At 60.7% G+C, this 22488-nt stretch carries 18 protein-coding genes; 13 read left to right on the top strand and 5 right to left on the bottom strand.

The annotated features are described in order from the left end of the window. The 5 genes from fapB to fapF all read left to right on the top strand — a co-directional run bounded on the left by fapB (window position 1) and on the right by fapF (window position 4619). On the top strand, window positions 1-579 hold the full coding sequence (gene fapB / locus ACODSJ_RS13860) for a fibril amyloid subunit FapB (protein WP_489102265.1): 579 nt from the start codon (window positions 1-3) through the stop codon (window positions 577-579). Window positions 580-639: 60 nt separating this feature from the next. Beyond that, window positions 640-1617, top strand: a complete 978-nt coding sequence (locus ACODSJ_RS13855; protein ID WP_489102264.1) for a heme utilization protein — start codon at window positions 640-642, stop codon at window positions 1615-1617. A 168-nt stretch (window positions 1618-1785) separates the two neighbouring features. Then, the gene (locus tag ACODSJ_RS13850) at window positions 1786-2469 is read left to right on the top strand and encodes a C39 family peptidase (RefSeq protein ID WP_489102263.1); all 684 of its coding nucleotides are present in this window, start codon (window positions 1786-1788) and stop codon (window positions 2467-2469) included. Window positions 2470-2543: 74 nt separating this feature from the next. Next, window positions 2544-3290, top strand: coding sequence for a fibril amyloid subunit FapE (gene fapE / locus ACODSJ_RS13845; RefSeq protein ID WP_489102262.1), 747 nt, complete (start codon window positions 2544-2546; stop codon window positions 3288-3290). Window positions 3291-3335: 45 nt separating this feature from the next. Next, complete coding sequence (gene fapF / locus ACODSJ_RS13840) at window positions 3336-4619, top strand: fibril amyloid transporter FapF (protein ID WP_489102261.1); 1284 nt, start codon at window positions 3336-3338, stop codon at window positions 4617-4619. Between the two features lie 260 nt (window positions 4620-4879). On the opposite strand, the gene ACODSJ_RS13835 is transcribed toward fapF, so the two are convergent. Next, complete coding sequence (locus tag ACODSJ_RS13835; RefSeq protein WP_489102260.1) at window positions 4880-6205, bottom strand: sigma-54 dependent transcriptional regulator; 1326 nt, start codon at window positions 6203-6205, stop codon at window positions 4880-4882. Window positions 6206-6546: 341 nt separating this feature from the next. On the opposite strand from ACODSJ_RS13835, the gene ACODSJ_RS13830 reads away from it, so the two are divergent. From ACODSJ_RS13830 to nhaB, 3 genes are all read left to right on the top strand, one after another. Continuing rightward, window positions 6547-6813 carry a hypothetical protein gene (locus ACODSJ_RS13830; protein ID WP_489102259.1) on the top strand — a complete coding sequence of 89 codons (267 nt, stop codon included), beginning with the start codon at window positions 6547-6549 and terminating at the stop codon, window positions 6811-6813. A gap of 185 nt (window positions 6814-6998) precedes the next feature. Next, a complete protein-coding gene (locus ACODSJ_RS13825) occupies window positions 6999-8288 on the top strand; it encodes a hypothetical protein (protein WP_489102258.1) in 1290 nt (429 codons plus the stop codon). Window positions 8289-8351: 63 nt separating this feature from the next. Continuing rightward, window positions 8352-9854: a sodium/proton antiporter NhaB gene (nhaB, locus tag ACODSJ_RS13820; protein ID WP_489102257.1), complete on the top strand. Its 1503-nt coding sequence runs from the start codon at window positions 8352-8354 to the stop codon at window positions 9852-9854. A gap of 169 nt (window positions 9855-10023) precedes the next feature. Here the strand turns inward: nhaB and ACODSJ_RS13815 are convergent, their stop codons facing one another. Genes ACODSJ_RS13815 through gnd form a run of 3 tightly spaced genes read right to left on the bottom strand, consistent with a single transcriptional unit; the run spans window position 10024 to window position 13339 of the window. Next, the gene (locus tag ACODSJ_RS13815; RefSeq protein ID WP_489102256.1) at window positions 10024-10845 is read right to left on the bottom strand and encodes an HAD family hydrolase; all 822 of its coding nucleotides are present in this window, start codon (window positions 10843-10845) and stop codon (window positions 10024-10026) included. Next, window positions 10842-12362: a glucose-6-phosphate dehydrogenase gene (zwf, locus tag ACODSJ_RS13810; RefSeq protein WP_489102255.1), complete on the bottom strand. Its 1521-nt coding sequence runs from the start codon at window positions 12360-12362 to the stop codon at window positions 10842-10844. The genes ACODSJ_RS13815 and zwf overlap by 4 nt, the downstream gene beginning before the upstream one ends. Beyond that, a complete protein-coding gene (gene gnd / locus ACODSJ_RS13805; RefSeq protein ID WP_489102254.1) occupies window positions 12359-13339 on the bottom strand; it encodes a phosphogluconate dehydrogenase (NAD(+)-dependent, decarboxylating) in 981 nt (326 codons plus the stop codon). The genes zwf and gnd overlap by 4 nt, the downstream gene beginning before the upstream one ends. 272 nt (window positions 13340-13611) lie before the next feature. Here gnd and ACODSJ_RS13800 point away from each other — a divergent pair, with 272 nt between their 5' ends. The 4 genes from ACODSJ_RS13800 (at window position 13612) to ACODSJ_RS13785 (ending at window position 17985) form a co-directional block, all read left to right on the top strand. Further along, the gene (locus ACODSJ_RS13800; protein WP_489102253.1) at window positions 13612-13785 is read left to right on the top strand and encodes a DUF6026 family protein; all 174 of its coding nucleotides are present in this window, start codon (window positions 13612-13614) and stop codon (window positions 13783-13785) included. Window positions 13786-14074: 289 nt separating this feature from the next. Further along, the gene (locus ACODSJ_RS13795) at window positions 14075-15814 is read left to right on the top strand and encodes a phosphoethanolamine transferase CptA (RefSeq protein WP_489102252.1); all 1740 of its coding nucleotides are present in this window, start codon (window positions 14075-14077) and stop codon (window positions 15812-15814) included. 469 nt (window positions 15815-16283) lie between these two features. Continuing rightward, window positions 16284-16769: a flavin reductase family protein gene (locus ACODSJ_RS13790; RefSeq protein WP_489102251.1), complete on the top strand. Its 486-nt coding sequence runs from the start codon at window positions 16284-16286 to the stop codon at window positions 16767-16769. Between the two features lie 172 nt (window positions 16770-16941). Further along, a complete protein-coding gene (locus ACODSJ_RS13785; RefSeq protein ID WP_489102250.1) occupies window positions 16942-17985 on the top strand; it encodes an LLM class flavin-dependent oxidoreductase in 1044 nt (347 codons plus the stop codon). A 117-nt stretch (window positions 17986-18102) separates the two neighbouring features. On the opposite strand, the gene ACODSJ_RS13780 is transcribed toward ACODSJ_RS13785, so the two are convergent. After that, window positions 18103-20223, bottom strand: coding sequence for a TonB-dependent siderophore receptor (locus ACODSJ_RS13780; protein ID WP_489102249.1), 2121 nt, complete (start codon window positions 20221-20223; stop codon window positions 18103-18105). A 272-nt stretch (window positions 20224-20495) separates the two neighbouring features. On the opposite strand from ACODSJ_RS13780, the gene ACODSJ_RS13775 reads away from it, so the two are divergent. Next, window positions 20496-22292 carry a methyl-accepting chemotaxis protein gene (locus ACODSJ_RS13775; protein WP_489102248.1) on the top strand — a complete coding sequence of 599 codons (1797 nt, stop codon included), beginning with the start codon at window positions 20496-20498 and terminating at the stop codon, window positions 22290-22292. The last annotated feature ends 196 nt before the right edge of the window (window positions 22293-22488 follow it).

The raw sequence follows: 22488 nt of genomic DNA, 5'->3' as shown, positions 1-22488 counted from the left end.
ATGAAGCCTGCATGGCTTGTACTTGCCCTGCTCGGCGCGTCCTTTGCCCATGCCGATCCCCGCGTAACGGCGAGCAACAGCGCCAACCTCCAGGATTCGGGCAGCCATTACAGCGGCAACTTCAACCTCAACCAGGCTGCGGGCGACCAGACCCAGCAGACCAATACCCGGGCCATCGCCATCGGCACCGATGCCCAGGCCACCACCGGGGTGCACCAACGCCTGGATACACCCGCCGACCCTTCGATGAACGCCACCGCCCGCATCGGTGGCCGGTCATTCACCAACGGCAACGGCGTGCTGGGCGTCAACCAGTCCGCCGGGGCCAACAACCAGATGGCCAATGTCCTGCGGGTGGGCATCAGTGCTCATCCGCAGAGCATGGACGACAGCGCCTTGTCTCAACAGAACGTGGCGTTGTTACCGAACTCAGGCGCAACTGGCGCCCCAACCGGCAGTCGCCAGGTCGTTACCAGCGACCAGGCCTTCACCGGCAGCCGTGGGGTTATCCAGGTGAACCAGAGTGCCGGGGTGGGAAACCGCATGGCAAACACCCTGAGCATCCGGGTTGCTGACTGACCCGGTCGTAAAAATAAGAAAGTACCAACACTTAACCAACGACATGCAAGGAGAAACACCATGAAACCGACAATGGCACTCCAACCATTGGTTTTCGCTCTCGCCGCTGTCATGACAATGGCCGCGCAGGCCGGAGGAAACGATAACAACGGCCATGGCAACGACCACGGCCACCACGGCCCGAAAGGCCCGAACTGGGAGCAGCAACTGTCCATCAGTGCCGGCGCCACGGCTACGGTGCTGGATGAACAGAACAGCGATGGCAACGTCGTGACCAACCAGGCCACCAAAAACACTGCCGAAGCCAAGGACTCGCTCAACGGCAGCAACGGCAACATGGGTGCCAACGTCGCAGGCGGCGACGGCAACCAGCAGGACAACGCCGCCGCCCTGGCCACGGCAGACGAAAGCTTCATTTTCGGGTCGGCTGTTTCGGCCTCCAGCGCAACCCAGGTCAATAACAACAACTACGTCAAGAACAACTCGACGCAAAACAACGCCTCGCTCACCAACGCGGGCAACAACGGCTCCGGCAACATCGGCATCAACGTGACCGCCGGCAACTTCAACCAACAGAAAAACAACCTGGCCATCGCCGTATCCGGCGGTCGGGTCGCCCAGGCCTCTGCCGCGGCGGACCAAACCTCCACGGGCCTTGTGGTCGACAACAAAGGCGTGCGGACCTACAAGACCGACACCCTTACCAGCACCTACAGCGCTTCCGGGACCTTCAAGGCCAAAGGCACCGGTACCGCCGAAGACGATCATGGCGGCTGGGACAACAAAGGCGGCTACGGCGGCGGTCATGATGACGACAAGTTCAAGTTCTCCGCCGTGGGGACCTTCGAACTGGCCGGCAGCAACACCCAGCAGGTGCTGACCCGCGACGGTTGGAAAAACCCTGTGATCAACAACGCCACCATGACCAACTCCATGAACGGTTTCTCCGGCAACGGCGGCGCCAACGTGTCGGCGGGCGTGGGCAACCAGCAAAGCAACTCGCTGTCCATTGCGGCTGGCTGCAAGGCTTGCATGTAAAAAAGTACCACTGTGGGAATGACTCTGTGGGAGCACAGCTTGCTCGCGATGAGGGCGTCACATACGGCACCTCTGTCGGCTTGAAATCGCTGTCGCGAGCAAGCTGTGCTCCCACGGATCCACGCCCACAGGGAGCTTTTTCCCGGCTCTAGATCAGGTGTATCGATCATGCGCGCCACGACTGCCCTTTCCCTACTGCTCTGCATGGCTTGCACAGCACAAGCCGCATCGATGCCCGTTGCCGCGCTGCCCGGCGGCATGCTGGTCTTCAAACCCGTGCAAAGCGTGCGCGAACGCAAGTTCAGTGACATCGTCGAGCAGAAAACCGATTTCAGTTGCGGTGCCGCCGCGCTGGCCACAGTGCTGCGCCAGGCCTATTGGCTGGATGTCGACGAAGAACACGTCATCAAAGGCATGTTGGTCAATGCTGACCAGAACCTGGTCCGCACCCAAGGGTTCTCCATGCTCGACATGAAGCGCTACGTGGAAACCATCGGCATGCGTGCCCGAGGCTACCGGATCCCACCCGAAAAACTCGAAGCGGTGACGATCCCGGTGGTCGTGCTGATGGAGATCCGCGGCTACAAGCACTTCGTGGTGTTGCAGCGCGCCGACAAGCAGTGGGTCTACATCGGCGACCCGGTGCTGGGGCACAAGCGCTACGCCCATGATGACTTCGTCAAAGGCTGGAACGGCATCGTCTTTGCGATCGTCGGCCCCGGCTACGACAAGACCAATGCCCTGCGCAGCCCTCCACAACCGTTGACAGCCCGTAACAAGCTGGACGGCTTCAACCCGGTCAGGGATGCAGAGCTGATGGATTTTGGCTTCATACAGAGCGACTTTTTCTAATCGCCGATCTTTCCAATTGCTGACCACTGCCAACGAATAACTACAAAAGGAGCAGGATGCTCCGGGAGCAGGACATGAAAACTTCACACTGGCTCTCGCTGGCCTGCCTGGTCGCGACTGCCTCGGGCTACGCCCATGCCGGATTCAAACCCATCGAGGTCCAGGACCAGGAGCTTGCCGAGCTTCGCGGCCGCTACATCATGCCAGGCCGGATCATCAGCTTTGGCATTGTCATGAGCAGTACCTGGCGCAACGCCAGCGGTGACGTCATCGGCGCCACGAGTTCCATGCAGATCCAGGCCAGCACGGTCAAACCCCAATTCTACGTTTCCACCCTCAAGCAGACCGGCAATGGCCACACCCCGGAACAGGGCAACGGCAACATTACCGGTGGCGCCGGCCTGGGCTCCAGCCAGGGCGTGACCCAGAGCGTGCGCGCGGCAGGCGACGGCAACACCGCCTACAACAACGTCAGCATCAATGTGAAGGAGAGCAACCAGGCACCCGCGCTGGCGCCCTCCCAAGGCCAGCTGCTGACCCAGGGCCAGACCATCAGCGGCAGCAATGCCGCCGGCAGCGTCGCGGTCACCGCCACCGGCAGCGGCGTGCAAATGGCAATCCAGGCCAACCATAACCAGGGCAGCACGTTGCAGCAGGTGGCCCAGGGCGGCTTGCTGCAAAACACCCGCCTGCTGGGCAATAGCAACCTGGTGAATAACCTGACGCAACTCAACGTGGTGCTGAACAACAACGGCCCCAGTGCCGGGGCATTGGACTGTAACCTGACCCAACTGCGAGGCCTCCGCAATCTTGGTTATTGAACTACGCTGAGTCGCGATCATTGGGCAAATAGGGACGGCATATTCATGTATCGATCCGTATCGTTGCGCGCTGTGATGTGTTTAAGCACGTTGTTCCCGGCAGCCGTGTTGCAAGCGGCACCCGATGCGGACATCGAGGCCCTGAAACAGGAACTTCTCGAGCTCAAGCAGCGATACGAGGTCCAGCAAAAGGCCTTGGCGGTGCTCGAACAGCGGGTTCGCCAAGTGGAGGACCAGCCCGCCACGCCGGCGCCCAAGCGCCTGGTCAAGTCCCCTGCCGACATGAAAGGCAACCAGACCGTCGCTGGCGGCGCGGCGGCAACGGCCGGTGGCAGCGGCTATGGGCAATCCCTGGCCGATGACTCCCAGCCCGCCCAAAGCGTATCCAACCTGTATGACGAGGCCAGCGGCTTCTTCGGCGGCGGCAAGTTCAGCTTCGAAACGGGCGTGACCTATTCGCGCTACGACACGCGGCAACTGATCCTCAACGGTTTCCTGGCCCTGGATTCGATTTTCCTGGGCAACATCAACCTGGACCGGATCAAGGCCGATACCTGGACCCTGGACCTCACCGGTCGCTACAATTTTGACAACCGCTGGCAGTTCGACCTCAACGTGCCAGTGATCTACCGCGAATCCACGTACCAGTCGGGCGGGGCCAACAATGGCGCTGCCGGCGTCACCAGCGAAGAAACGGTCACCCGTGACCCGACCATTGGCGACGTCAACTTCGGCATCGCTTACAAGTTCATGGACGAATCGGTCGACAGCCCGGACGCCGTGGTCACGCTGCGGGTCAAGGCGCCGACCGGCAAGGACCCGTTCGGCATCAAGCTGCGCCAATCCCAGGCCAACACCAACCTGTTCGTGCCTGAAGACCTGCCCACCGGTAACGGCGTCTGGTCGATCACCCCCGGGCTTTCGCTGGTCAAGACCTTCGACCCGGCCGTGCTGTTCGGCACCCTGTCCTACACCCACAACTTCGAAGAGTCGTTCGATGACATCAGCTCCACCGTCAATCAGAAAGTCCCGGGCAAGGTGCGCATCGGCGACAGCTTCCAGATTGGCGCCGGCGTGGCATTTGCCTTGAATGAGAAGATGAGCATGTCGTTCTCGGTCTCGGACCTGATCCAGAAGAAAAGCAAGCTCAAACAGGACGGCGGCGATTGGGAATCGGTGGTGTCCAGCGACGCCAACGCCGGCTACTTCAACATCGGCATGACCATCGCTGCCAGCGACAACCTGACAATCGTGCCCAACCTGTCCATCGGCATGACCGACGATGCGCCGGACTTCAGCTTCAGCCTGAAATTCCCGTATTACTTCTAAGGGCGGAGCAAAACCAATGTGGGAGCAAGCAAACTTTGCTCCCACAGAGATTTGGTGTTGAAACACAGCCCCGTTGAACACCCGAGAACCCTGTGGCGAGGGAGCTTGCTCCCGCTGGCCTGCGCAGCAGGCCCCTGCGTCGCGTCAGACAGGCCGCACTATCCGGCTTTGCGACTGCTGCGCAGCCGAGCGGGAGCAAGCTCCCTCGCCACAGCAAGGCTGCTCAAGGCGTGAGTGCGGGAGTGGGTTGGCCCCTTGGTTCAACGAATTTGATGCTTATGCAACAACCGATAGAACGTCGGCCGCGAGACCCCCAGCACCCGGGCGGCGACGCTCAGGTTATCGCTGTGGCGGTTGAGCACGTCGCTCAGCGCCTGGCGCTCGGCGCGGGTCTTGTAGTCTTCCAGGGTCCCCATGGGGGCGGCGACACCTTGAAAGCCGTCCAGGCCGAGGTCGCGGGCTTCGATCTGGCGGCCCTCGGCCAACACCAGGCCACGACGTACACGGTTGGCCAATTCGCGGACATTGCCGGGCCAATCATGCATGCCCATCGCCACCAGCGCATCCTCACTGAAACTGCGCGGACGGCGACCGGTTTCCTGACTGTAGGAATGGGAAAAGTGGCTGGCCAGCATCGCCAGGTCGCCATGACGCTCACGCAACGGCGCCATCACCACCTGCAACACGTTCAAGCGGTAGTACAGGTCTTCGCGAAAGCGCTTGTGCTCGATCGCCGCTTCAAGGTCCACATGGGTCGCGGCCAACACCCGCACATCGACAGCAATCGGCTGGCTGCCACCGACCCGTTCGATGCGTTTTTCCTGTAGGAAACGCAACAGATTGGCCTGCAATTCCATGGGCAGATCGCCCACCTCGTCGAGGAAAAGCGTGCCACCGTTGGCCGCCTCGATCCGCCCGATCTTGCGCTGGTGAGCCCCCGTGAAAGCGCCCTTCTCGTGCCCGAACAGTTCGGACTGGATCAAGTGCTCGGGGATCGCACCACAGTTAATGGCAATGAACGGTTTGTTGCACCGGTGGGACTGGCGATGCAGGGTGCTGGCCACCAGCTCCTTGCCAGTGCCGCTCTCGCCGCGAATCAGGACCGGCGACTCGGTCGGCGCAAGCTTGCTCAACAATTTGCGCAGTTCCCGCATCGGTTTGCTGTCACCGAGCAGTTCATGTTCGGACTGGCTGATGTGAATCGAGCCCTGCCCGCGCAGGCGCGCCATGCCAAACGCCCGACCCAGCGTCACCTGGACTCGGGACACGTCGAACGGCAAGGTATGGAAGTCGAAGAACCATTCGCAGACGAAATCGCCCACGTTCTTCAAGCGCAGCACTTCCTGGCTGAGCACCGCGATCCACTCGGCACCACTGCGGCTGATCAGTTCCTTGACCGCTTCGGGGCGCTCAAGATGAAACGGCTGCAGGCGCAACAGGCCAACGTCGCAGGTGCGATCGGCTGCATGTTCAAGGGCGCAACTGTCCACTTCCCAACCGATGCTGCGCAGCTCAGGCAACAGGCGATGGCAATCATCGCAGGGATCAACCACGAGCAGACGACGCGACGTACTGGCTTCGATCATGACTGATCCTTGGCGCCAAAATAAAGAAATATGATTAGAAACAGGCGTTTGGCAAACCTGCATGTAACAGTAGCAAGAAGTTGACGCTCGCTTGTATCAATTGATTATCGAAAGTCTCGAAAAGTGGTTATAAGCGAACGTTTCGTTAGTTGCCAAGCCGAAAAAACTTTCAAAAACCTTTCAAACAAAAGCCCCGGAGCCTGGTCTGAAAGAAAATCGAAATTTATTCAAAGAATGTGTGACCCGCCCCCGGGTTCGGAACATCAGTACAAGTAACCTGCCGCACGGTACGCCCAACCGACGGCCTATCATTTGATTGGGCAAACTCAAGAGAAACTGCCATGAACGCCCCGCTCCGTATCAACGAAGCTCTTTTGATCGCCGACCGCGCATTTCGTCCTTTCCAGTGCGTGGCCTGGGCTCCACAAGACGGTAATGGTGAACTTAACCTGACCGTCGTCGACCGTACCAACACCCATATAGGCCGCACCAAGATTCCAAGCAGTGCCTATACCGATCCTGCCAAACTGGCCAATCTGTTGAAACAGGCCCGTGCGCAACTGAGTCAGGAAGGTTACACACTGCAATCCTGGTCCATGCCTGAATAAACTCCGGGAAAAGCCTGTTATTGATTGCAGGCTTTGCAGTGGCCCGGAAAGTCATTGTTCCGGCACGGATCGTCTGTCGTTGTATAGGACATGACAGTTGTCTGCTGTCCCGTTCAAGGATTGAATGTTGCCCTCATGCAGTCGTCGCCCTCACGGGCCGGTCGATACGCAAGGAGAGGCATTGCATGCCCGATCAATACGCGTTTGCGGTCTCCAGGGCCGAAGCCCGTGCCGGACAACTGGACCCAGGCTTTGCCAATGCCGGCAAAGCCTGGGTTCATTTTGCCGACAGCACGTGCAGCCTGACCAAGGGCTTGACCGTCGACCACGCCGGACGGATTCTGCTGACCGCCCGTATCGAAACGCCTCATGGCAGCCGCTTCGGGCTGGCGCGACTCAATGCCGATGGCTCGGTCGATCCCAGTTTCGGCATCCACGGCTGCATCACCGGCGCGTTTGAAGACGGCGGCGAAGCGACTGTCGGCAAAGCCGTCGAATTGCCCGACGGGCACATCCTCCTGTCCGGCCTGCACTACGAAAACCGCGACCGCACCCTTCCCGCCCTGGCGTTGTTCGATCAACAGGGCCGCGCCGTGCAGCGCTTCGGCAACACCGGCCGACAGGTTATCCGACTCTGCGGCAACCTCTCGCAAGGCTTGCGCGACCCTTGGCTGCCGCCCGGCATACCGGGTCTTGAAGCCTGCGACATGCAAGTCCAGGCCGATGGCCGGATCCTGTTGCTGGCCAATCATCACTTCCAATTGGCCGACCATGTCGGCGTACTGATCCGACTCCTGCCGGACGGCACGCTGGACGCTTCGTTCAATGGCCGAGGCTTTGTCATCGTCCGGCGATCGCTGAAGAACACCTGGCTCGGCTGTTTGCTGCTCCAGGCTGACGGCCACATTATCGTGGGGGGCGCCATCGACTCGCCCCAGCAGGGCCTGATCGCCCGTTACGACCCCAGCGGCAAGCTCGATGACAGCTTCGGCGAGGACGGTTTCCTGTCCATCAACGTCCAGAACCGCAGCGTAATGGTCAGCCAGGTCGTCCAGTATGAACAGGGTGACCTGCAAGCGTTCGGCAGCAGCCGCGACCCCATGCATTGCCTGTCCTTGAAAGTGCGTGCGGACGGCAGGCCAGACCCGCACAACAACCAGGAACAATGCCGCCTGCTGGAGATGGGGCACAACCCCAGCCAATGGACCGCCGCCCTGGTTCAGCCCGACGGCAAACTGGTAACCGCCGGCGCCATCGTCGGCGGCATCGAAGCCGATTTCCTGCTGGCCCGGCACCTGCCCAACGGCAGCCTGGATCCGGGCTTTGGCCAGGGCAAGGGCTGGGTCCGCACGCGACTCGGCTACAGCCTGGACACCGCTACGTCACTGGCCGTACAGGCGGATGGCAAGATTCTGGTGGGCGGCTATTCGCTCTTGGGCAATTATCGAGCGGTGGTGGCACGGTACTGGGGGTGACGAGGCTTGATATTCGGATTTTCTTGCGGCAAGTTGCGCGCTTCTAATTAAAAGGAGCAGCCGATGTCCGGTTCAATGGCCCAGGCTTTCGCGCATAACTTTCTGGGGCACTCACCACGCTGGTACAAGGCGTGCATCGTTACTTTCCTGATTCTCAACGCCGTGGTGCTGTGGACACTGGGTCCGGTGGTTGCCGGCTGGATGCTGGTCATCGAGTTCATCTTCACCTTGGCCATGGCCCTCAAGTGCTACCCGCTGATGCCCGGCGGCCTGTTGCTGCTTGAGGCCCTGGCGCTGGACATGACCACACCCCAGGCGCTGTACGACGAGCTGCTGCACAACTTCCCGGTGATCCTGCTGCTGATGTTCATGGTCGCCGGGATCTACTTCATGAAGGACCTGCTGCTGTTCCTGTTTTCACGCCTGCTCCTGGGTGTGCGCTCCAAGGCGGCGCTGGCGCTGATGTTCTGCTTTCTTTCGGCCTTCCTGTCGGCGTTCCTCGATGCATTGACCGTCACGGCCGTGATCATCAGTGCCGCGATGGGTTTCTATGCGGTCTACCATCGCGTGGCCTCAGGCAACGATCCGCGCCAGGACAGCAGCGTCGACGAAGACCATGACCTGCCGACGCTGCATCATCAGGACCTGGAGCAGTTCCGCGCCTTCCTGCGCAGCCTGCTGATGCACGGCGCCGTCGGCACCGCGCTGGGCGGCGTGTGTACCCTGGTGGGCGAGCCGCAGAACCTGCTGATCGGCCATGAAATGGGCTGGCACTTCGCAGATTTCTTCAGGAGGGTCGCCCCGGTTTCGCTGCCGGTGCTGGTGGCGGGCCTGGTGACCTGCGTGCTCCTGGAGAAGCTGCGCTGGTTCGGTTACGGCACGCTGCTGCCGGACAACGTACGCGCCGTGCTGGCCGACTACGCCGAGCAGGACAACCGCGAGCGCACCGCACGCCAACGGGCTGCGTTGATCGTCCAGGGCGTCGCTGCGCTGATCCTGATCGTGGCCTTGGCCCTGCACATCGCCGAAGTCGGCCTGATCGGCCTGACGGTCATCGTCCTGATCACCGCCTTCACCGGCATCACCGACGAGCACCGGCTCGGCAACGCCTTCAAGGACGCCATGCCGTTCACCTCTCTGCTGGTGGTGTTCTTTGCGGTGGTGGCGGTCATCCATGACCAGCAGTTGTTCACACCGCTGATCCAATGGGTGCTGGCCCTGCCCGTCGATCGCCAGCCTGGCATGCTGTTCATTGCCAACGGCCTGCTGTCGGCCATCAGCGACAACGTCTTCGTGGCCACCATCTACATCACCGAAGTGAAGCAGGCGTTCGTTTCCGGCAGCATCAGCCGTGAACATTTCGAAACCCTGGCAGTGGCCATCAACACCGGCACCAACCTGCCCAGCGTCGCCACGCCCAACGGCCAGGCGGCTTTCCTGTTCCTGCTGACCTCGGCGATTGCCCCGCTGATTCGCCTGTCCTATGGCCGGATGGTCTGGATGGCCTTGCCCTATACCGTGGTGATGGGTGGTTTGGGCTGGTTTGCGGTGACGTACTGGTTGTAAAGCTACTGGAGGCAGAAGTAACCCGTGGCGAGGGAGCTTGCTCCCGCTGGGCTGCACAGCAGCCCCATTCCCATTTAACACGGTGTGCCAGGAAAGTATGGCCGCCAGGTTTACGGCCGCTGCGCAGCCCAGCGGGAGCAAGCTCCCTCGCCACAAAGGTCATAAGGTCCTATCGCGGGAGAATGTACCGCTCGATGGCCAAGGCCGCGCCGTCTTCGGTCACGGCGGCGGTGACCACATCGGCCTGGTGCCTGATCGCCTCCTCCGCCTGCCCCATGGCAATCGACAATCCCGCACGTTGGAACATCGCCGGGTCATTGCCGCCGTCGCCCATGGCCGCTGTCTGATGCAGCGGCACCTCGAGGAAGGCCGCCAGGGTCGACAAGGCTTCCCCTTTGTTGGCCTTCATCGCCGTGACGTCCAGATAGATCGGTTGCGAGCGCGAGACCTGGGCCTGGCCCTTGAGCAGCGGATGCAGCCGCGCCTCCAGTTCCACCAACAGGTCGGTGTTGGCGCTAGTGGCGACGATCTTGTCCATGCGCTCCAGATAAGGTTCGAAACTCTCGACCTCCACCGGCGGATACCCCAGGCCGCGCGTTTCCACAGGCACCATCGGCCCGTTGGCGTCGCGTACCAGCCATTGGTCGTCGGCAAACACCCACACCTCGATGCCAGGCTGGTCGGCGTACAACGCCAGCGTCGTGAGCGCCGCTTCGACGGGCAGGTAGTGCACGGCCAGGAAACTGCCGTCGGGATGAACCAGCGTACCGCCATTGAACGCAGCCGTAGGCAGGTCGACACCAAACGCTTCGATGAAGTGCAACATCGCCCGCGGCGGTCGTCCGGTGGCGAGGCTGAACAGCACTCCTGCCTCACGCAAGGCGCGAACCGCTTCGACGGTGCGCTGGTTGAGACTGTGATCAGGCAGCAGCAACGTGCCGTCCATGTCACTGAGCAGAAAACGGATGGGATGTTTCACCTGGACACTCATCCGAGGCCATGCCAGACGCGACCGTCGCGTGTCAGCAGGTCATTGGCGGCCGAGGGGCCATCTTCGCCGGCCTTGTAGGACTGCACCGAGGCATCCTGCTGCCAGGCATCGAGGAACGGTTGCACCGCACGCCAGCCATTCTCAATGTTGTCGGCGCGCTGGAAGAGCGTCTGGTCGCCGGTCAGGCAATCGTAGATCAGCGTTTCGTAGCCCGTGGACGGCTGCATTTCAAAGAAATCCTTATAGGCAAAGCCCAATTCGATGTTCGCCATGTCAAGCGTCGGCCCGGGCCTCTTGGCCAGTAGGTCGAACCACATGCCTTCATTGGGCTGAATCTGGATTCTGAGGTACGTCGGTTGCAGTTCGTCGACCTCCGTGTCACGAAACGGCGCGTAGGGCGCGGGCTTGAAGCAGATCACGATCTCGGTATCGCGCACGCTCATGCGCTTGCCGGTACGCAGGTAGAACGGCACGCCCACCCAACGCCAGTTATCGATCATGACTTTCAGGGCCACATAGGTTTCGGTGTTGCTGTCAGGTGCGACGTTGGCTTCCTGGCGATAGCCGTTCACTGCCTTGCCGGCGACAGCGCCGGCGGTGTACTGGCCGCGGATCGAATTGGCCCGGGCCTGTTCCACTGTCCAGGGCCGAATCGCACCGACGACCTTGGCCTTTTCCCCCCGCACCGCATCGGCGCCGAACGCAGCCGGTGGCTCCATGGCCACCATCGCCAGCAACTGGAACAGATGGTTGGGGACCATGTCCCGCAGGGCGCCGGTGTGTTCATAAAAACTGCCACGGGTTTCCACACCGACGGTTTCGGCGGCAGTGATCTGCACGTGGTCGATGTAATGGTTGTTCCAGAACGCCTCGAACAGGCTGTTGGAGAAGCGGCTGACGAGAATGTTCTGCACCGTTTCCTTGCCCAGGTAATGGTCGATCCGATAGATCTGTTTCTCGCTCATGACCTTGAGCAGGCGGGCGTTCAGCGCTTCGGCGGTTTGCAGGTCGGAACCGAACGGCTTTTCGATCACCACCCGCCGGAAAGCGCCCTCACGCTCCTCAAGCAGCCCGGCCGCGCCAAGGCGACTGACCACTTCACTGAAGAAGCGCGGCGCGGTCGCCAGGTAGAAAACCGCATTGCCGGTGCCGCTGGCGGCGATCTTCGCCGCCAGCGCTGCATAGGTGTCGTCTTCGAGGAAATCTCCCTGGACGTAGCTGATGCCCTGGGCCAGCTTGGCCCACAGCAACGGGTCGAGCGCGCGGTCAGGATCGCCGCCCTTGCCCGCCGCTTCCTGACGGATGAAGTCCTCGAGCTTCCTGGCGAAATCCACATCGCTGATGGCGTTGTGGTCGACGCCCACGATGCGCAGCCCATCGTCCAGCAGACCGTCGCGACTGAGGTGGTAAAGCGCCGGCATCAGCAGGCGCTTTACCAGGTCGCCATGGGCGCCGAACAAAAACAATGTGCTCGGCGGCGCGGGTTCTGCCGTGGATGGGCTGCCGATCGAGGTCATTTTTTCGGTGTCTCCACGTGGCCGCCAAAGCCCAAGCGCATGGCCGAAAGCATCTTGTCGCCGTACGTGCTTTGCTGGCGCGAGCGGAAACGGGCGAACAGCGAACTGGACAGTACCGGGACCGGCACCGCTTGCTCGATGGCGGCCTCGATGGTCCAGCGCCCTTCACCGCTGTCGGCCACCTCGCCGGAAAAACCATCGAGTTTCGGATCGACCGCCAACGCATCGGCAGTCAGGTCCAGCAACCAGGACGAAACCACGCTGCCGCGCCGCCAGACTTCGGCAATATCGGCGACATTCAGGTCAAAACGCTGTTCTGGCGGCAGACTTTCGCTGGACTTGGTCTTGAGGATGTCAAAGCCCTCGGCGAAGGCCTGCATCATGCCGTATTCGATGCCGTTGTGGATCATCTTCACGAAATGTCCCGAACCGGCCGGGCCCGCATGGATGTAGCCACGTTCGGCACGGTCATCGTCGGACTGGCGATCACGGGTGCGCGGGATGGTGCCCATGCCCGGCGCCAGGCTGTCGAACAGCGGGTCCAGGCGCTTCACCACCCCGGCGTCGCCGCCGATCATCATGCAATAGCCGCGCTCCAGGCCCCAGACGCCGCCGGAAGTGCCGACATCGATGTAGTCCAGGCCTTTTTCCGACAAGGCTTGGGCACGTCGGATGTCGTCCTTGTAGTACGTATTGCCGCCGTCAATGATCACATCGCCCGGCTCAAGCAATTCACCGAGCACGTTGATGGTGTCTTCGGTAGGAGCGCCGGCCGGCAACATGACCCAGACGGCCCGAGGTTTTTCCAGGCCGGCGACCAACGCCGCCAGATCGCCAGCACCTGTAGCACCCTCCTGGACCAGATTTTCGACAAAAGTCGCATTTCGGTCGTAGACCACGGTGGCGTGGCCTTTGAGCATCAAACGCCGCGCAATATTGCCGCCCATCCGGCCCAATCCGATGATTCCGAGTTGCATGTGCGGATGCTCCCTACTACAAATAAAGGTAAGTCAAAGGTTTAGCTCCGACTACAAAGGAGGTTAGTCCAGAGCATTGCAGCATAGTTTCCGGGTAATTGGAGGGATCACAAGCAATAACACTCCAAACCCGGTGAAGGCACAGCGACCATGAAAAATAAAAAAGTTCCAATCACAAGCAAAAGAAATCAGAATCGGCGCCGATAGTAGGGTGTCGACCAAAATACTGGCGGCATCTCTACAGTTGATGTACGCCATTTGCGAGGTGAGCAATGGGCCCAGTCGTTACCGCACGTCCTCCCCAAACCCTTTACGTGACCATTCGTCGCGACGAATTACGCCTGCTTAAAGAAGAGCGCGACCTGCTACTCGAAGAAGTGACGCAGTTGCGCATGCAGCTGCAACACGTCCAACTGTCCTCTCAGAACCAGGCGATGATTCGATAATCGCCCGCAGCTCCCTGCAAGCGACGCTGCCGACGCGGTGTCGCTTGCGGGAGCGAAGCTCGCACAGAGAAAAACTACACCGTCCTCATCGCGGCCAAGCTTTGCGACCACTAGTAGATCTATCCCTTGGGCCTGGTGCATTTGCACCCAAGGCCGCACTTTGAAACCAAAAACTCACGAACTTTTCACAAGCGCCTCGCAATAATCCCCGCCTTTAAGGTTTCTCGGCGTCTGCCTGCGGTTACCCATCCGGGACCGACAGCATCGTCGACAAGGGCTGGAGCGCTTGATGAGCTTGTTCAAACGCAGCAAAACGACTGCGAAAGGTTTCGACTGGGCCGGACTCGGCTGGCTATTCCTGTTCTTCTGGTATTTCTCGGGCATTACCCAACTGCTTATCCTCCTGAGCGACACGTCCGGCTTCTCCGGGTTTCGCCAGGCCTTCGTGATGAGCGCGTTGTGGCTGGCCCCCCTGCTCCTTTTCCCTGCCCGCGCGCGCTTGCTCGCCGCATTGATCGGCCTCGTGCTGTGGGCCTGCTCCATGGCCAGCCTGGGCTATTTCTTCATTTACCAGCAGGAATTTTCCCAGAGCGTCATTTTCATCATGTTCGAGTCGAACGTGGCCGAAGCCGGGGAATACCTCACGCAATATTTTGCCTGGTGGATGGTCGCGGCCTTCTTGGTCCACACCGCTGTCGGCTATTGGCTCTGGACGCGCCTGCGCCCGGTATACCTGCCTCGGGGCCAGGCCCTGGTGACGGCCGTTGTCATTGTGGCGGCCGTGGTCGGCTATCCGCTGGTCAAGCAGACCCAGCGCACCGGCAGCTTCGCCGGGGGCCTGGAGAAGTTCGAAGATCGCATCGAGCCCGCGGTGCCGTGGCAAATGGTCGTTGCTTATCATCGCTACACCGAACAGCTGGAAAACATGCAAGGCATGTTGCACAGCGCCAGCAAGATCCCGCCCCTGAGCAACCTCAAGGACGCCATGGCCGAACAGCCGGCGACCCTGGTGCTGGTGATCGGTGAATCCACCAACCGCCAACGCATGAGCCTCTACGGCTACCCGAGGGAAACCACGCCGGAACTGGACAAGCTCAAGGGCGAGCTTTCGGTATTCGACAACGTCATCACGCCGCGCCCCTACACCATCGAAGCGCTGCAGCAAGTGCTGACGTTCGCCGATGAGGAGAGCCCGGACTTGTACCTGAGCACACCGTCGCTGGTGAGCATGATGAAACAGGCCGGCTACAAGACCTTCTGGATCACCAACCAGCAGACCATGACCAAGCGCAACACCATGCTCACGACCTTCTCCCAGCAGGCCGACGAACAGGTGTACCTGAACAACAACCGCAACCAGAACGCCGCGCAATACGATGGCGACGTCATCGAGCCGTTCAACAAGGCCCTGGCCGATAGCGCACCGCGCAAGCTGATCGTGGTCCACCTGCTCGGTACCCACATGAGCTACCAGTACCGCTATCCGCCTGCCTTCGACAAGTTCACCGACCGCCAGGGCGTGCCGGCCGGCTTGCGTGACGATCAGGTCCCGACCTACAACAGCTACGACAATGCGGTGCTGTATAACGATTTCGTCGTGTCCAGCCTGATCAAGGACTACGCCAAGACCGACCCTAACGGCTTCTTGCTGTACCTGTCAGACCACGGCGAGGACGTCTTCGATTCGCAAGGCCATGACACCCTGGGCCGCAACGAAGGCAAGCCGACCGCACCGATGTACACCATCCCGTTCATGGCCTGGGCGTCGCCAAAATGGCGCGAAAGCCATGACTGGAACTTTGCCGGTGACCTGTCGCGGCCTTACAGCAGCTCGCACCTGATTCATACCTGGGCAGACTTGGCGGGCTTGAGTTTTGATGAGCTGGATCGCAGCAAGAGCCTGGTCAGCACTGACTTCAAGGCTCGGCCGCTGTTGATTGGCAATCCTTATGAGAGTCAGCACAAAGGGTTGATCGATTTCAGCCTGGTGCAGCCCAAGGCACCTACGGCCAAAGTCGTGCAGCAGTGACTGGGGCTCGCCGTTGCTGAGGTAACGGCGGGTCATTACTCAGTGCCTCGTCCAGGTCGGGATACCCGGACGTAGGCATTGCTCCGAGGGCCGCCGCCAGGCGGCCGGGTAGCCGACCGGTCTCTTCATCGGCACCCCGATCGTCTGCGTGAGCAAGCTTGCTCACGACTGCGATCTCACCTTCCCCCACGCACCCAATCAATCCGTGCAACCCCATCGCGCCGCCGGGCCTGCCCACGCTTGGCAAACGGCCGCTGCACCACGATGCCGATGAAGCCCGTCGCGATCGCCTGCCTACCGCACGCCCTCTGATTCGCAAACCGTTGCGCAAGAGCGCCGCGAAAACCCCATCCTCATTGGGGTTGACGCAACCGGACGACGTTTATCGGATCCGCCAGAAAGCCCTTGCAATGATCGTATTACGGTATACCATCAGACCTACAAATCTATAAACCACGAGGGCCGTCCAATGATCGATGCCGCTGTCTACAAACAAGTCCTGGGCTCATTCCCGTCCGGCGTAACCGTGATCACCACGTTGGATGACGACGGCCAAATCGTCGGCCTGACGGCCAGCGCCTTCAGCTCGCTGTCCATGGACCCGGCCCTGGTGCTGTTCTGCCCCAACTACAGCTCCGACTCCTACCCGGTACTGATCAAGAACAAGCGCTTCGCCATCCACGTGCTTTCCGGCGGCCAGCAAAGCGAGGCCTACGCCTTTGCGCGCAAGGGCAAGGACAAGGCGCAGGGCATCGAATGGACCCTGAGCGCGCTGGGCAACCCAATCCTGGCCAACGCCACCGCGGTGATCGAGTGCGAACTGTGGCGCGAATATGAAGGGGGTGACCACGCGATCATGGTCGGTGCGGTGAAGAACCTGATCGTGCCTCGGCAGGACGACGGCCCCATGGTGTATTGCCACGGCAAGATGGGCGCCCTGCCCGTTCTGGCCTGACAGGATATATTTTGCAGATATTCCGTATTATGGTATACCAATAATCAGTCAGATCGAGCGCAGTCCTCAGTGATGCGCTTACCCTGGCGAGAACACCCGGGAGCCCCGCGCTCGTCCCAGGCAACAGGCCCGCAATCGACAGGCCGACAACAAGAGATCCGAGGTAAGCGTCATGAAATTTTCCCTGTTCGTACACATGGAACGTTGGGACGAAAGTATCAGCCATCGCCAGCTGTTCGAAGACTTGAGCGAGCTGACCCTGCTGGCCGAAGCGGGTGGTTTCAGCACGGTCTGGATCGGCGAACACCACGCCATGGAATACACCATTTCGCCGAGCCCGATGCCGTTGCTGGCCTACCTGGCGGGCAAGACCACCACCATTCACCTGGGCGCCGGTACCATCATCGCGCCGTTCTGGCACCCGCTGCGGGTAGCCGGCGAGTGCGCGCTGCTGGACGTGATCAGCAATGGACGGATGGAAGTCGGCCTGGCGCGTGGCGCCTATCAAGTGGAGTTCGACCGCATGGCCGGCGGCATGCCCGCCTCCTCCGGCGGCCAGGCGCTGCGGGAAATGGTTCCGGTAGTGCGCGCCCTGTGGCAGGGCGATTACGCCCATGATGGCGAAATCTGGAAATTCCCGACCTCCACCAGCGTACCCAAGCCCGTGCGCAAACCGCACCCGCCCATGTGGATCGCCGCACGGGATCCGGACTCCCACAACTTTGCGGTCGCCAATGGTTGCAACGTGATGGTCACGCCGTTGATGAAAGGCGACGAAGAAGTCCTGGACCTCAAGAACAAGTTCCAGGCCGCCCTGGACAACAACCCCGGAGTGCCGCGCCCGCAATTGATGGTGTTGCGCCACACCCACGTGCACGCCGAGAACGATCCCGAGGGCTGGAAAGTCGGCGCCAAGGCGATCTCCAAGTTCTACCGGACCTTTGACGCCTGGTTCGGCAACAAGCAAGTGCCGGTCAATGGTTTCCTGGCGCCGAGCCCGGAAGAAAAATTCGCCGAGCGCCCGGAGTTCGAGCTGGAAAACATCCGCAAGAACACCATGATCGGCACCCCGCAGCAAATCATCGAGCGGATCAAGTACTACCAGGAACTGGGCGTGGATGAGTTCAGTTTCTGGTGCGACAACAGCCTGTCCCATGCCGAGAAAAAGAAATCCCTGGAGCTGTTCATCCAGCAGGTGGTGCCGGCGTTTCGGTGATCACGTAGATCGCCCTCGTCGGATTGCCGCCCAGAGCAGGCTCGCGATGACGGAGTTAAACTGAAACAAAAATGCCCGGACTTTCATGTCCGGGCATTTTTTTTTGCTGCGCTGCGATCAGAACGTCACGCTGGCACTCAACCTGGCGGTACGCGGCTCGCCGACGTTAACCTGCAACTCGCTGCCGGTGGAGGACGGGTAGTAGTGTTTGTCGAACAGGTTGTCGACGTTCAGTTGCAACGATGTCTTGTGCCCGAACACTGGCGACTCCCAGCGCAGGAAGGCATCGGCGACGGTGTAGCTGCTGAGCCAGAAATCATTGGCCTGGTTGGCGGCACGCTCGCCCACATAGCGCGCACCGCCACCGGCGTGCCAGGCGCCGAACTCGGCAGGCACATCCAGGTGGTGGCTCAGGTACAGACTGGCGATGTGCTTGGGCGCGTCAGGCAAGCGATGGCCTTCGTTTTTCGGGTCGTCGAGAATTTCCGTGTGGGTGTAGCTGTAGGTGCCGATCAGGTCCCAGCGCTCGGCCAGGCGTCCGGTGACATCCAGCTCCAGGCCTTGGGAGCCGACTTTGCCGGCGGCTTCTGCCAGGGTCACTCCATTGACCGTGGAGGACGTTACGACGTTCTTCTTTTCGATGTCGAACAAGGCAAGGTTGATATTCAAGCCCGGAAGCGGATCGTACTTGGCGCCGACTTCATAGCTGCGACCTTCCTCCGGCTTGAAGGTACTGAGGTTGTCATCGACCGTATCGTTTGGCTTGAATGAACGACTGTAGTTGCCGTACAGAGACAGGCTATCAGTGGCTTTGTAGACCAGCCCCAGGAACGGGACAAAGGCGTCACCGTTATCGTCGCGAACAGGTACGCGCGTAACCGAACCCTGTTCGCTGAATTGATCGTAATGCTGATACCGGCCGCCAAACACCAGAATCCAACGGTCATCAAGGTGCCAGTTGTCCTTCAGGTATACCGAGCTGGAGGTCAATTGATTGCTCAGGTTACTTTGCGGTGCATTCACGACGCTTGGCTCATCCAAGCCGCCATACACCGGTGCCGCAGGATCGAAACCTGGTTGATACGCGCCACGATATGTCTTGCCACGAAACTGGTCGGACACTTGGTTATCAACGCCGATCAGCAGGTCATGTCGTTGGCCGAACACCTCCTGTTTGCCGATGAAATCCCAACTGGCGTAGCGGGTTTCATCGTCGTAGTGCGCACCGTTAGCGGCACGCTGGAGAACACCACCTGACATTCGCGGCTGCGCAATCGAAAGACTGTACCGGTCATTATTCCAACCATAAGTCACACGGGTCTTCCACGCCTCGCTCAACTCATATTCGAACCGCGCCGTAGCAGTCTCGCGAATTCCCTCGCTTTTGGCCCACGGCTCGTCAAGGCGCTTGTCGTAGTCGATGTCCATGGGATGTCCGTTGCGGAACATCGTCCCACGGTCAAACGGGTTGGAGTACTCGTTGTACTCATAGCTCAGGTTCAACGAAGCCCGCTCGCCGGTCCAGGCCAACGATGGCGCCACCAATGTGCTTTCGTTGACCCCATAGTTGCGCCAGTAGTCCTCGTGCTTGCGCTCGGCGATCAGTCGATAGGCCAGCCCGGTGTCGCCCATCGGCCCTGTGGTGTCCACGGCCGTGGTGCCACCGCCTTCGCTGTAGGCGGAGCCGCTCAATGTGGTGCTCTGGGTGTATTCGGGTTTCTTGCTGATGACGTTGACCAGGCCACCGGGTTCGAGGGCGCCGTACAACATCGAGGCCGGGCCCTTGAGCACTTCGACGCGGTCGGTGGTGGCACTGAAGTTATGCCCGAGGTTCGAACGCACGCCGTCGCGCAGGATCGAGCCGTCGTCGTTGGTGCCGAAACCGCGCTTGACCAGCGAGTCCCGCGAGCCTCCCAGGGTGTTGCCCTGGCTGACGCCGCTGACGAACTTCATCGCGTCGTTCAGCGAACGCACCTGGAAATCGGACAGGGTCTGCTGGGTGACCACGTTGATCGATTGCGCCTCTTCCTTGATCGGTACATCGCTTTTGCTCGCCGTACTGGCTTGCGACGTTGTATAGCCCTCATCCTGAGTGACGCGAGTGCCCTGAATATCCGTGACCGGCAGTTCAAGCGTGTCCTGTGCCCACAACGGGCCGGCAATCAGGCAGCAGGAAAGCGTGGGGAAGACGCGTTTGAGGAAGGCGTTACGGTGAGCGGGAGGAGTGGAACGATTCAAGAGACGCACTCGTAGAGGGTTGTGAATGAGAGCGAATATACTTTGAGAACGATTCCCAGTAAATATTTTGTGTCAAATGATGTGGCTGCAAATCATTGTGGGAGCGGGCTTGCTCGCGAAATCGGTGAATCAGTCACACCTGATTAGCCTGACACTGCGCCTTCGCGAGCAAGCCTGCTCCCACAGAGTGATATCAAATCGCCCTAAAGCTTTGCTTCCCACGGTCGACTGTATGAACTGGAATGAGAGAGTTTTCGCCCAGGAGCAGCGGCATGCAGACGTTAAAGGCCTTGTACGAGTCTATCGAAATGCGTTTTTTCGATACGCTCACCAAAAAGCTTTCGAGCCTGTTCCTGCTGGTACTGGTCAGCGGGCTGCTGTACTGGGTGGCCCTCAACGCCCGGGCCGACATCGTGCTGCAATTGCGCAATGCGCAGTTGGACAGCGCGTTGCTGGGGCAGATCGAGGGTCGGCTCGACAACCTTACCCATGCCCTGCTCTTCGGCGCGTTCCTGACCCTGTGCATGATCAGTTTCATGGTCTGGTATTTTCGCCACCTCATCGTGCGCCCCGTCAACACCATGACCCGGGCCCTGGAAGAGATCGCCAGCGGCGAAGGCGATCTGTCCAAGGATCTGCCCCTGGTGACCCACGACGAGATCCGCGTGCTGGCCGGTACCTGCAATCGTTTCCTGGCCAAGCAGCGCGAGATCATCAGCAACGTCCAGGCGCTGACCGTGCACATTGCCGTCGAATCGGCCCGCTCGCTCAAGAACATCAGCGACTCCAGCGACAGCGCGACTCATCAGGCACGCTTCGCCAAGGAAGTGATGGACCAGAGCAACACCGCCGTAGGCCGCATCGACGAGGTCTCGCGCCAGACCCAGGGCATCTCCAGCACCACCGCACAGAACCTGAGCATGGCCCGCGACTCCTATGCCGAGTTGCTGGAAGTGACCGGCAACATCAGCGAAATCTCGGGCAGCCTCGATGAGTTCGCCACGCTGGTGAGCGCGCTGAATCAACGCTCGTCGAGCATCAAGTCCATCGTCGGGTTGATCCAGCAGATATCGGCGCAGACCAACCTGCTGGCGCTCAACGCCGCCATCGAAGCAGCCCGTGCCGGCGAGAGTGGTCGTGGCTTCGCGGTGGTGGCCGATGAAGTGCGCACCCTGGCACAGAACGTCAGCAAGGCCACCGACGATATCTCGCGCAACATCGACGCCATGCTCGAAGAAGTCGGATCCACCCACGAGCAGACCGCCCAGATCAGCCACAGCGCCCGGGAAACCCAGAAAGTGGTGGAACGCGCTTCCGGCCATTTCGAAAGCATGATCGTCGATTTCGAATCCACCAACGGCAAGCTGTCGGACATCGCGACCCACATCCAGCAGTTCGCCGACAGCAACACGGGCATCAACGACCGCGTCACCCAGATCCATGCCGACAGCCAACTGATCGACCAGCGCATGCAGCACTCGGCAACGGCCACCCGCGACTTGTCTGGCGTGGCCGAAAAGGTCCAGGCGCTCTTGGGCCGCTTCGTGCTCGGCCACGGCAAGCTGGATGCCGCCATCACCCGCGCCAGCCAGTGCCGCGACACGCTCCAGGTGCGCCTGGAGGCACTGCAACGCGAAGGTCTGAACCTGTTCGACCAGAGTTACCAACCGATCCCCGGCACCGATCCCAAGCAGTACATGACGGCTTACACCGAACGCTTTGTCCAGGTCTGCCAGGAAGCATGCGACCAGCTCACCCGCAGCACGCCGGGTGGCAAGGTCTCGTTCATCGTCGACAGCAAGGGCTATTGCCCGGTGAACAACAGCTGGGTCTCCAAAGCGCCCACCGGCGACCGCGCGGTGGACTTGCCGGTGTGCCGCAACAAACGGATCTTCAACGACCCGATCGGCCTGCGCGCCGCCGGCAACACCCAGCGCTTCCTGCTCCAGACCTACCTGCGCGACACCGGGGAAATCATGACCGAGATCGACGTCCCTTTCTTCTTCGGCGGCCGCCACTGGGGCAATTTGCGGGTGGGGTTCGACGCGGCGGTGTTGCTGGCGGATTGATCAATAGCGTAAGCAAGCCAGACAACTACCGTGGCGAGGGAGCTTGCTCCCGCTCGGCTGCGCAGCAGTCGCAAAACTGGCTGATGCGGTCGGCCTGAAGAACCGCTGGGGCCTGCTTCGCATGCCAGCGGGAGCAAGCTCCCTCGCCACAAGGGATTTATGCTGTACGCAAATCTTGCGACCACCCAAAAACAAC

This window comes from Pseudomonas sp. FG6 (assembly GCF_057809015.1).
The sequence above is the reverse complement of the archived record's forward strand: the minus strand, read 5'-3'. Positions and strand labels throughout refer to the sequence as shown.

Excerpts from the sequence above, each read along its gene's own strand:
- fapF (WP_489102261.1), top strand. The coding sequence starts at position 3,336 with ATGTATCGATCCGTATCGTTGCGCGCTGTGATGTGTTTAAGCACGTTG.
- ACODSJ_RS13815 (WP_489102256.1), bottom strand. The coding sequence starts at position 10,845 with ATGAGTGTCCAGGTGAAACATCCCATCCGTTTTCTGCTCAGTGACATG.
- ACODSJ_RS13830 (WP_489102259.1), top strand. The coding sequence starts at position 6,547 with ATGAACGCCCCGCTCCGTATCAACGAAGCTCTTTTGATCGCCGACCGC.
- fapB (WP_489102265.1), top strand. The coding sequence starts at position 1 with ATGAAGCCTGCATGGCTTGTACTTGCCCTGCTCGGCGCGTCCTTTGCC.
- ACODSJ_RS13785 (WP_489102250.1), top strand. The coding sequence starts at position 16,942 with ATGAAATTTTCCCTGTTCGTACACATGGAACGTTGGGACGAAAGTATC.
- gnd (WP_489102254.1), bottom strand. The coding sequence starts at position 13,339 with ATGCAACTCGGAATCATCGGATTGGGCCGGATGGGCGGCAATATTGCG.
- ACODSJ_RS13850 (WP_489102263.1), top strand. The coding sequence starts at position 1,786 with ATGCGCGCCACGACTGCCCTTTCCCTACTGCTCTGCATGGCTTGCACA.
- ACODSJ_RS13835 (WP_489102260.1), bottom strand. The coding sequence starts at position 6,205 with ATGATCGAAGCCAGTACGTCGCGTCGTCTGCTCGTGGTTGATCCCTGC.
- ACODSJ_RS13795 (WP_489102252.1), top strand. The coding sequence starts at position 14,075 with ATGAGCTTGTTCAAACGCAGCAAAACGACTGCGAAAGGTTTCGACTGG.
- ACODSJ_RS13855 (WP_489102264.1), top strand. The coding sequence starts at position 640 with ATGAAACCGACAATGGCACTCCAACCATTGGTTTTCGCTCTCGCCGCT.
- nhaB (WP_489102257.1), top strand. The coding sequence starts at position 8,352 with ATGTCCGGTTCAATGGCCCAGGCTTTCGCGCATAACTTTCTGGGGCAC.
- ACODSJ_RS13790 (WP_489102251.1), top strand. The coding sequence starts at position 16,284 with ATGATCGATGCCGCTGTCTACAAACAAGTCCTGGGCTCATTCCCGTCC.
- ACODSJ_RS13775 (WP_489102248.1), top strand. The coding sequence starts at position 20,496 with ATGCAGACGTTAAAGGCCTTGTACGAGTCTATCGAAATGCGTTTTTTC.
- ACODSJ_RS13825 (WP_489102258.1), top strand. The coding sequence starts at position 6,999 with ATGCCCGATCAATACGCGTTTGCGGTCTCCAGGGCCGAAGCCCGTGCC.
- ACODSJ_RS13800 (WP_489102253.1), top strand. The coding sequence starts at position 13,612 with ATGGGCCCAGTCGTTACCGCACGTCCTCCCCAAACCCTTTACGTGACC.
- fapE (WP_489102262.1), top strand. The coding sequence starts at position 2,544 with ATGAAAACTTCACACTGGCTCTCGCTGGCCTGCCTGGTCGCGACTGCC.
- zwf (WP_489102255.1), bottom strand. The coding sequence starts at position 12,362 with ATGACCTCGATCGGCAGCCCATCCACGGCAGAACCCGCGCCGCCGAGC.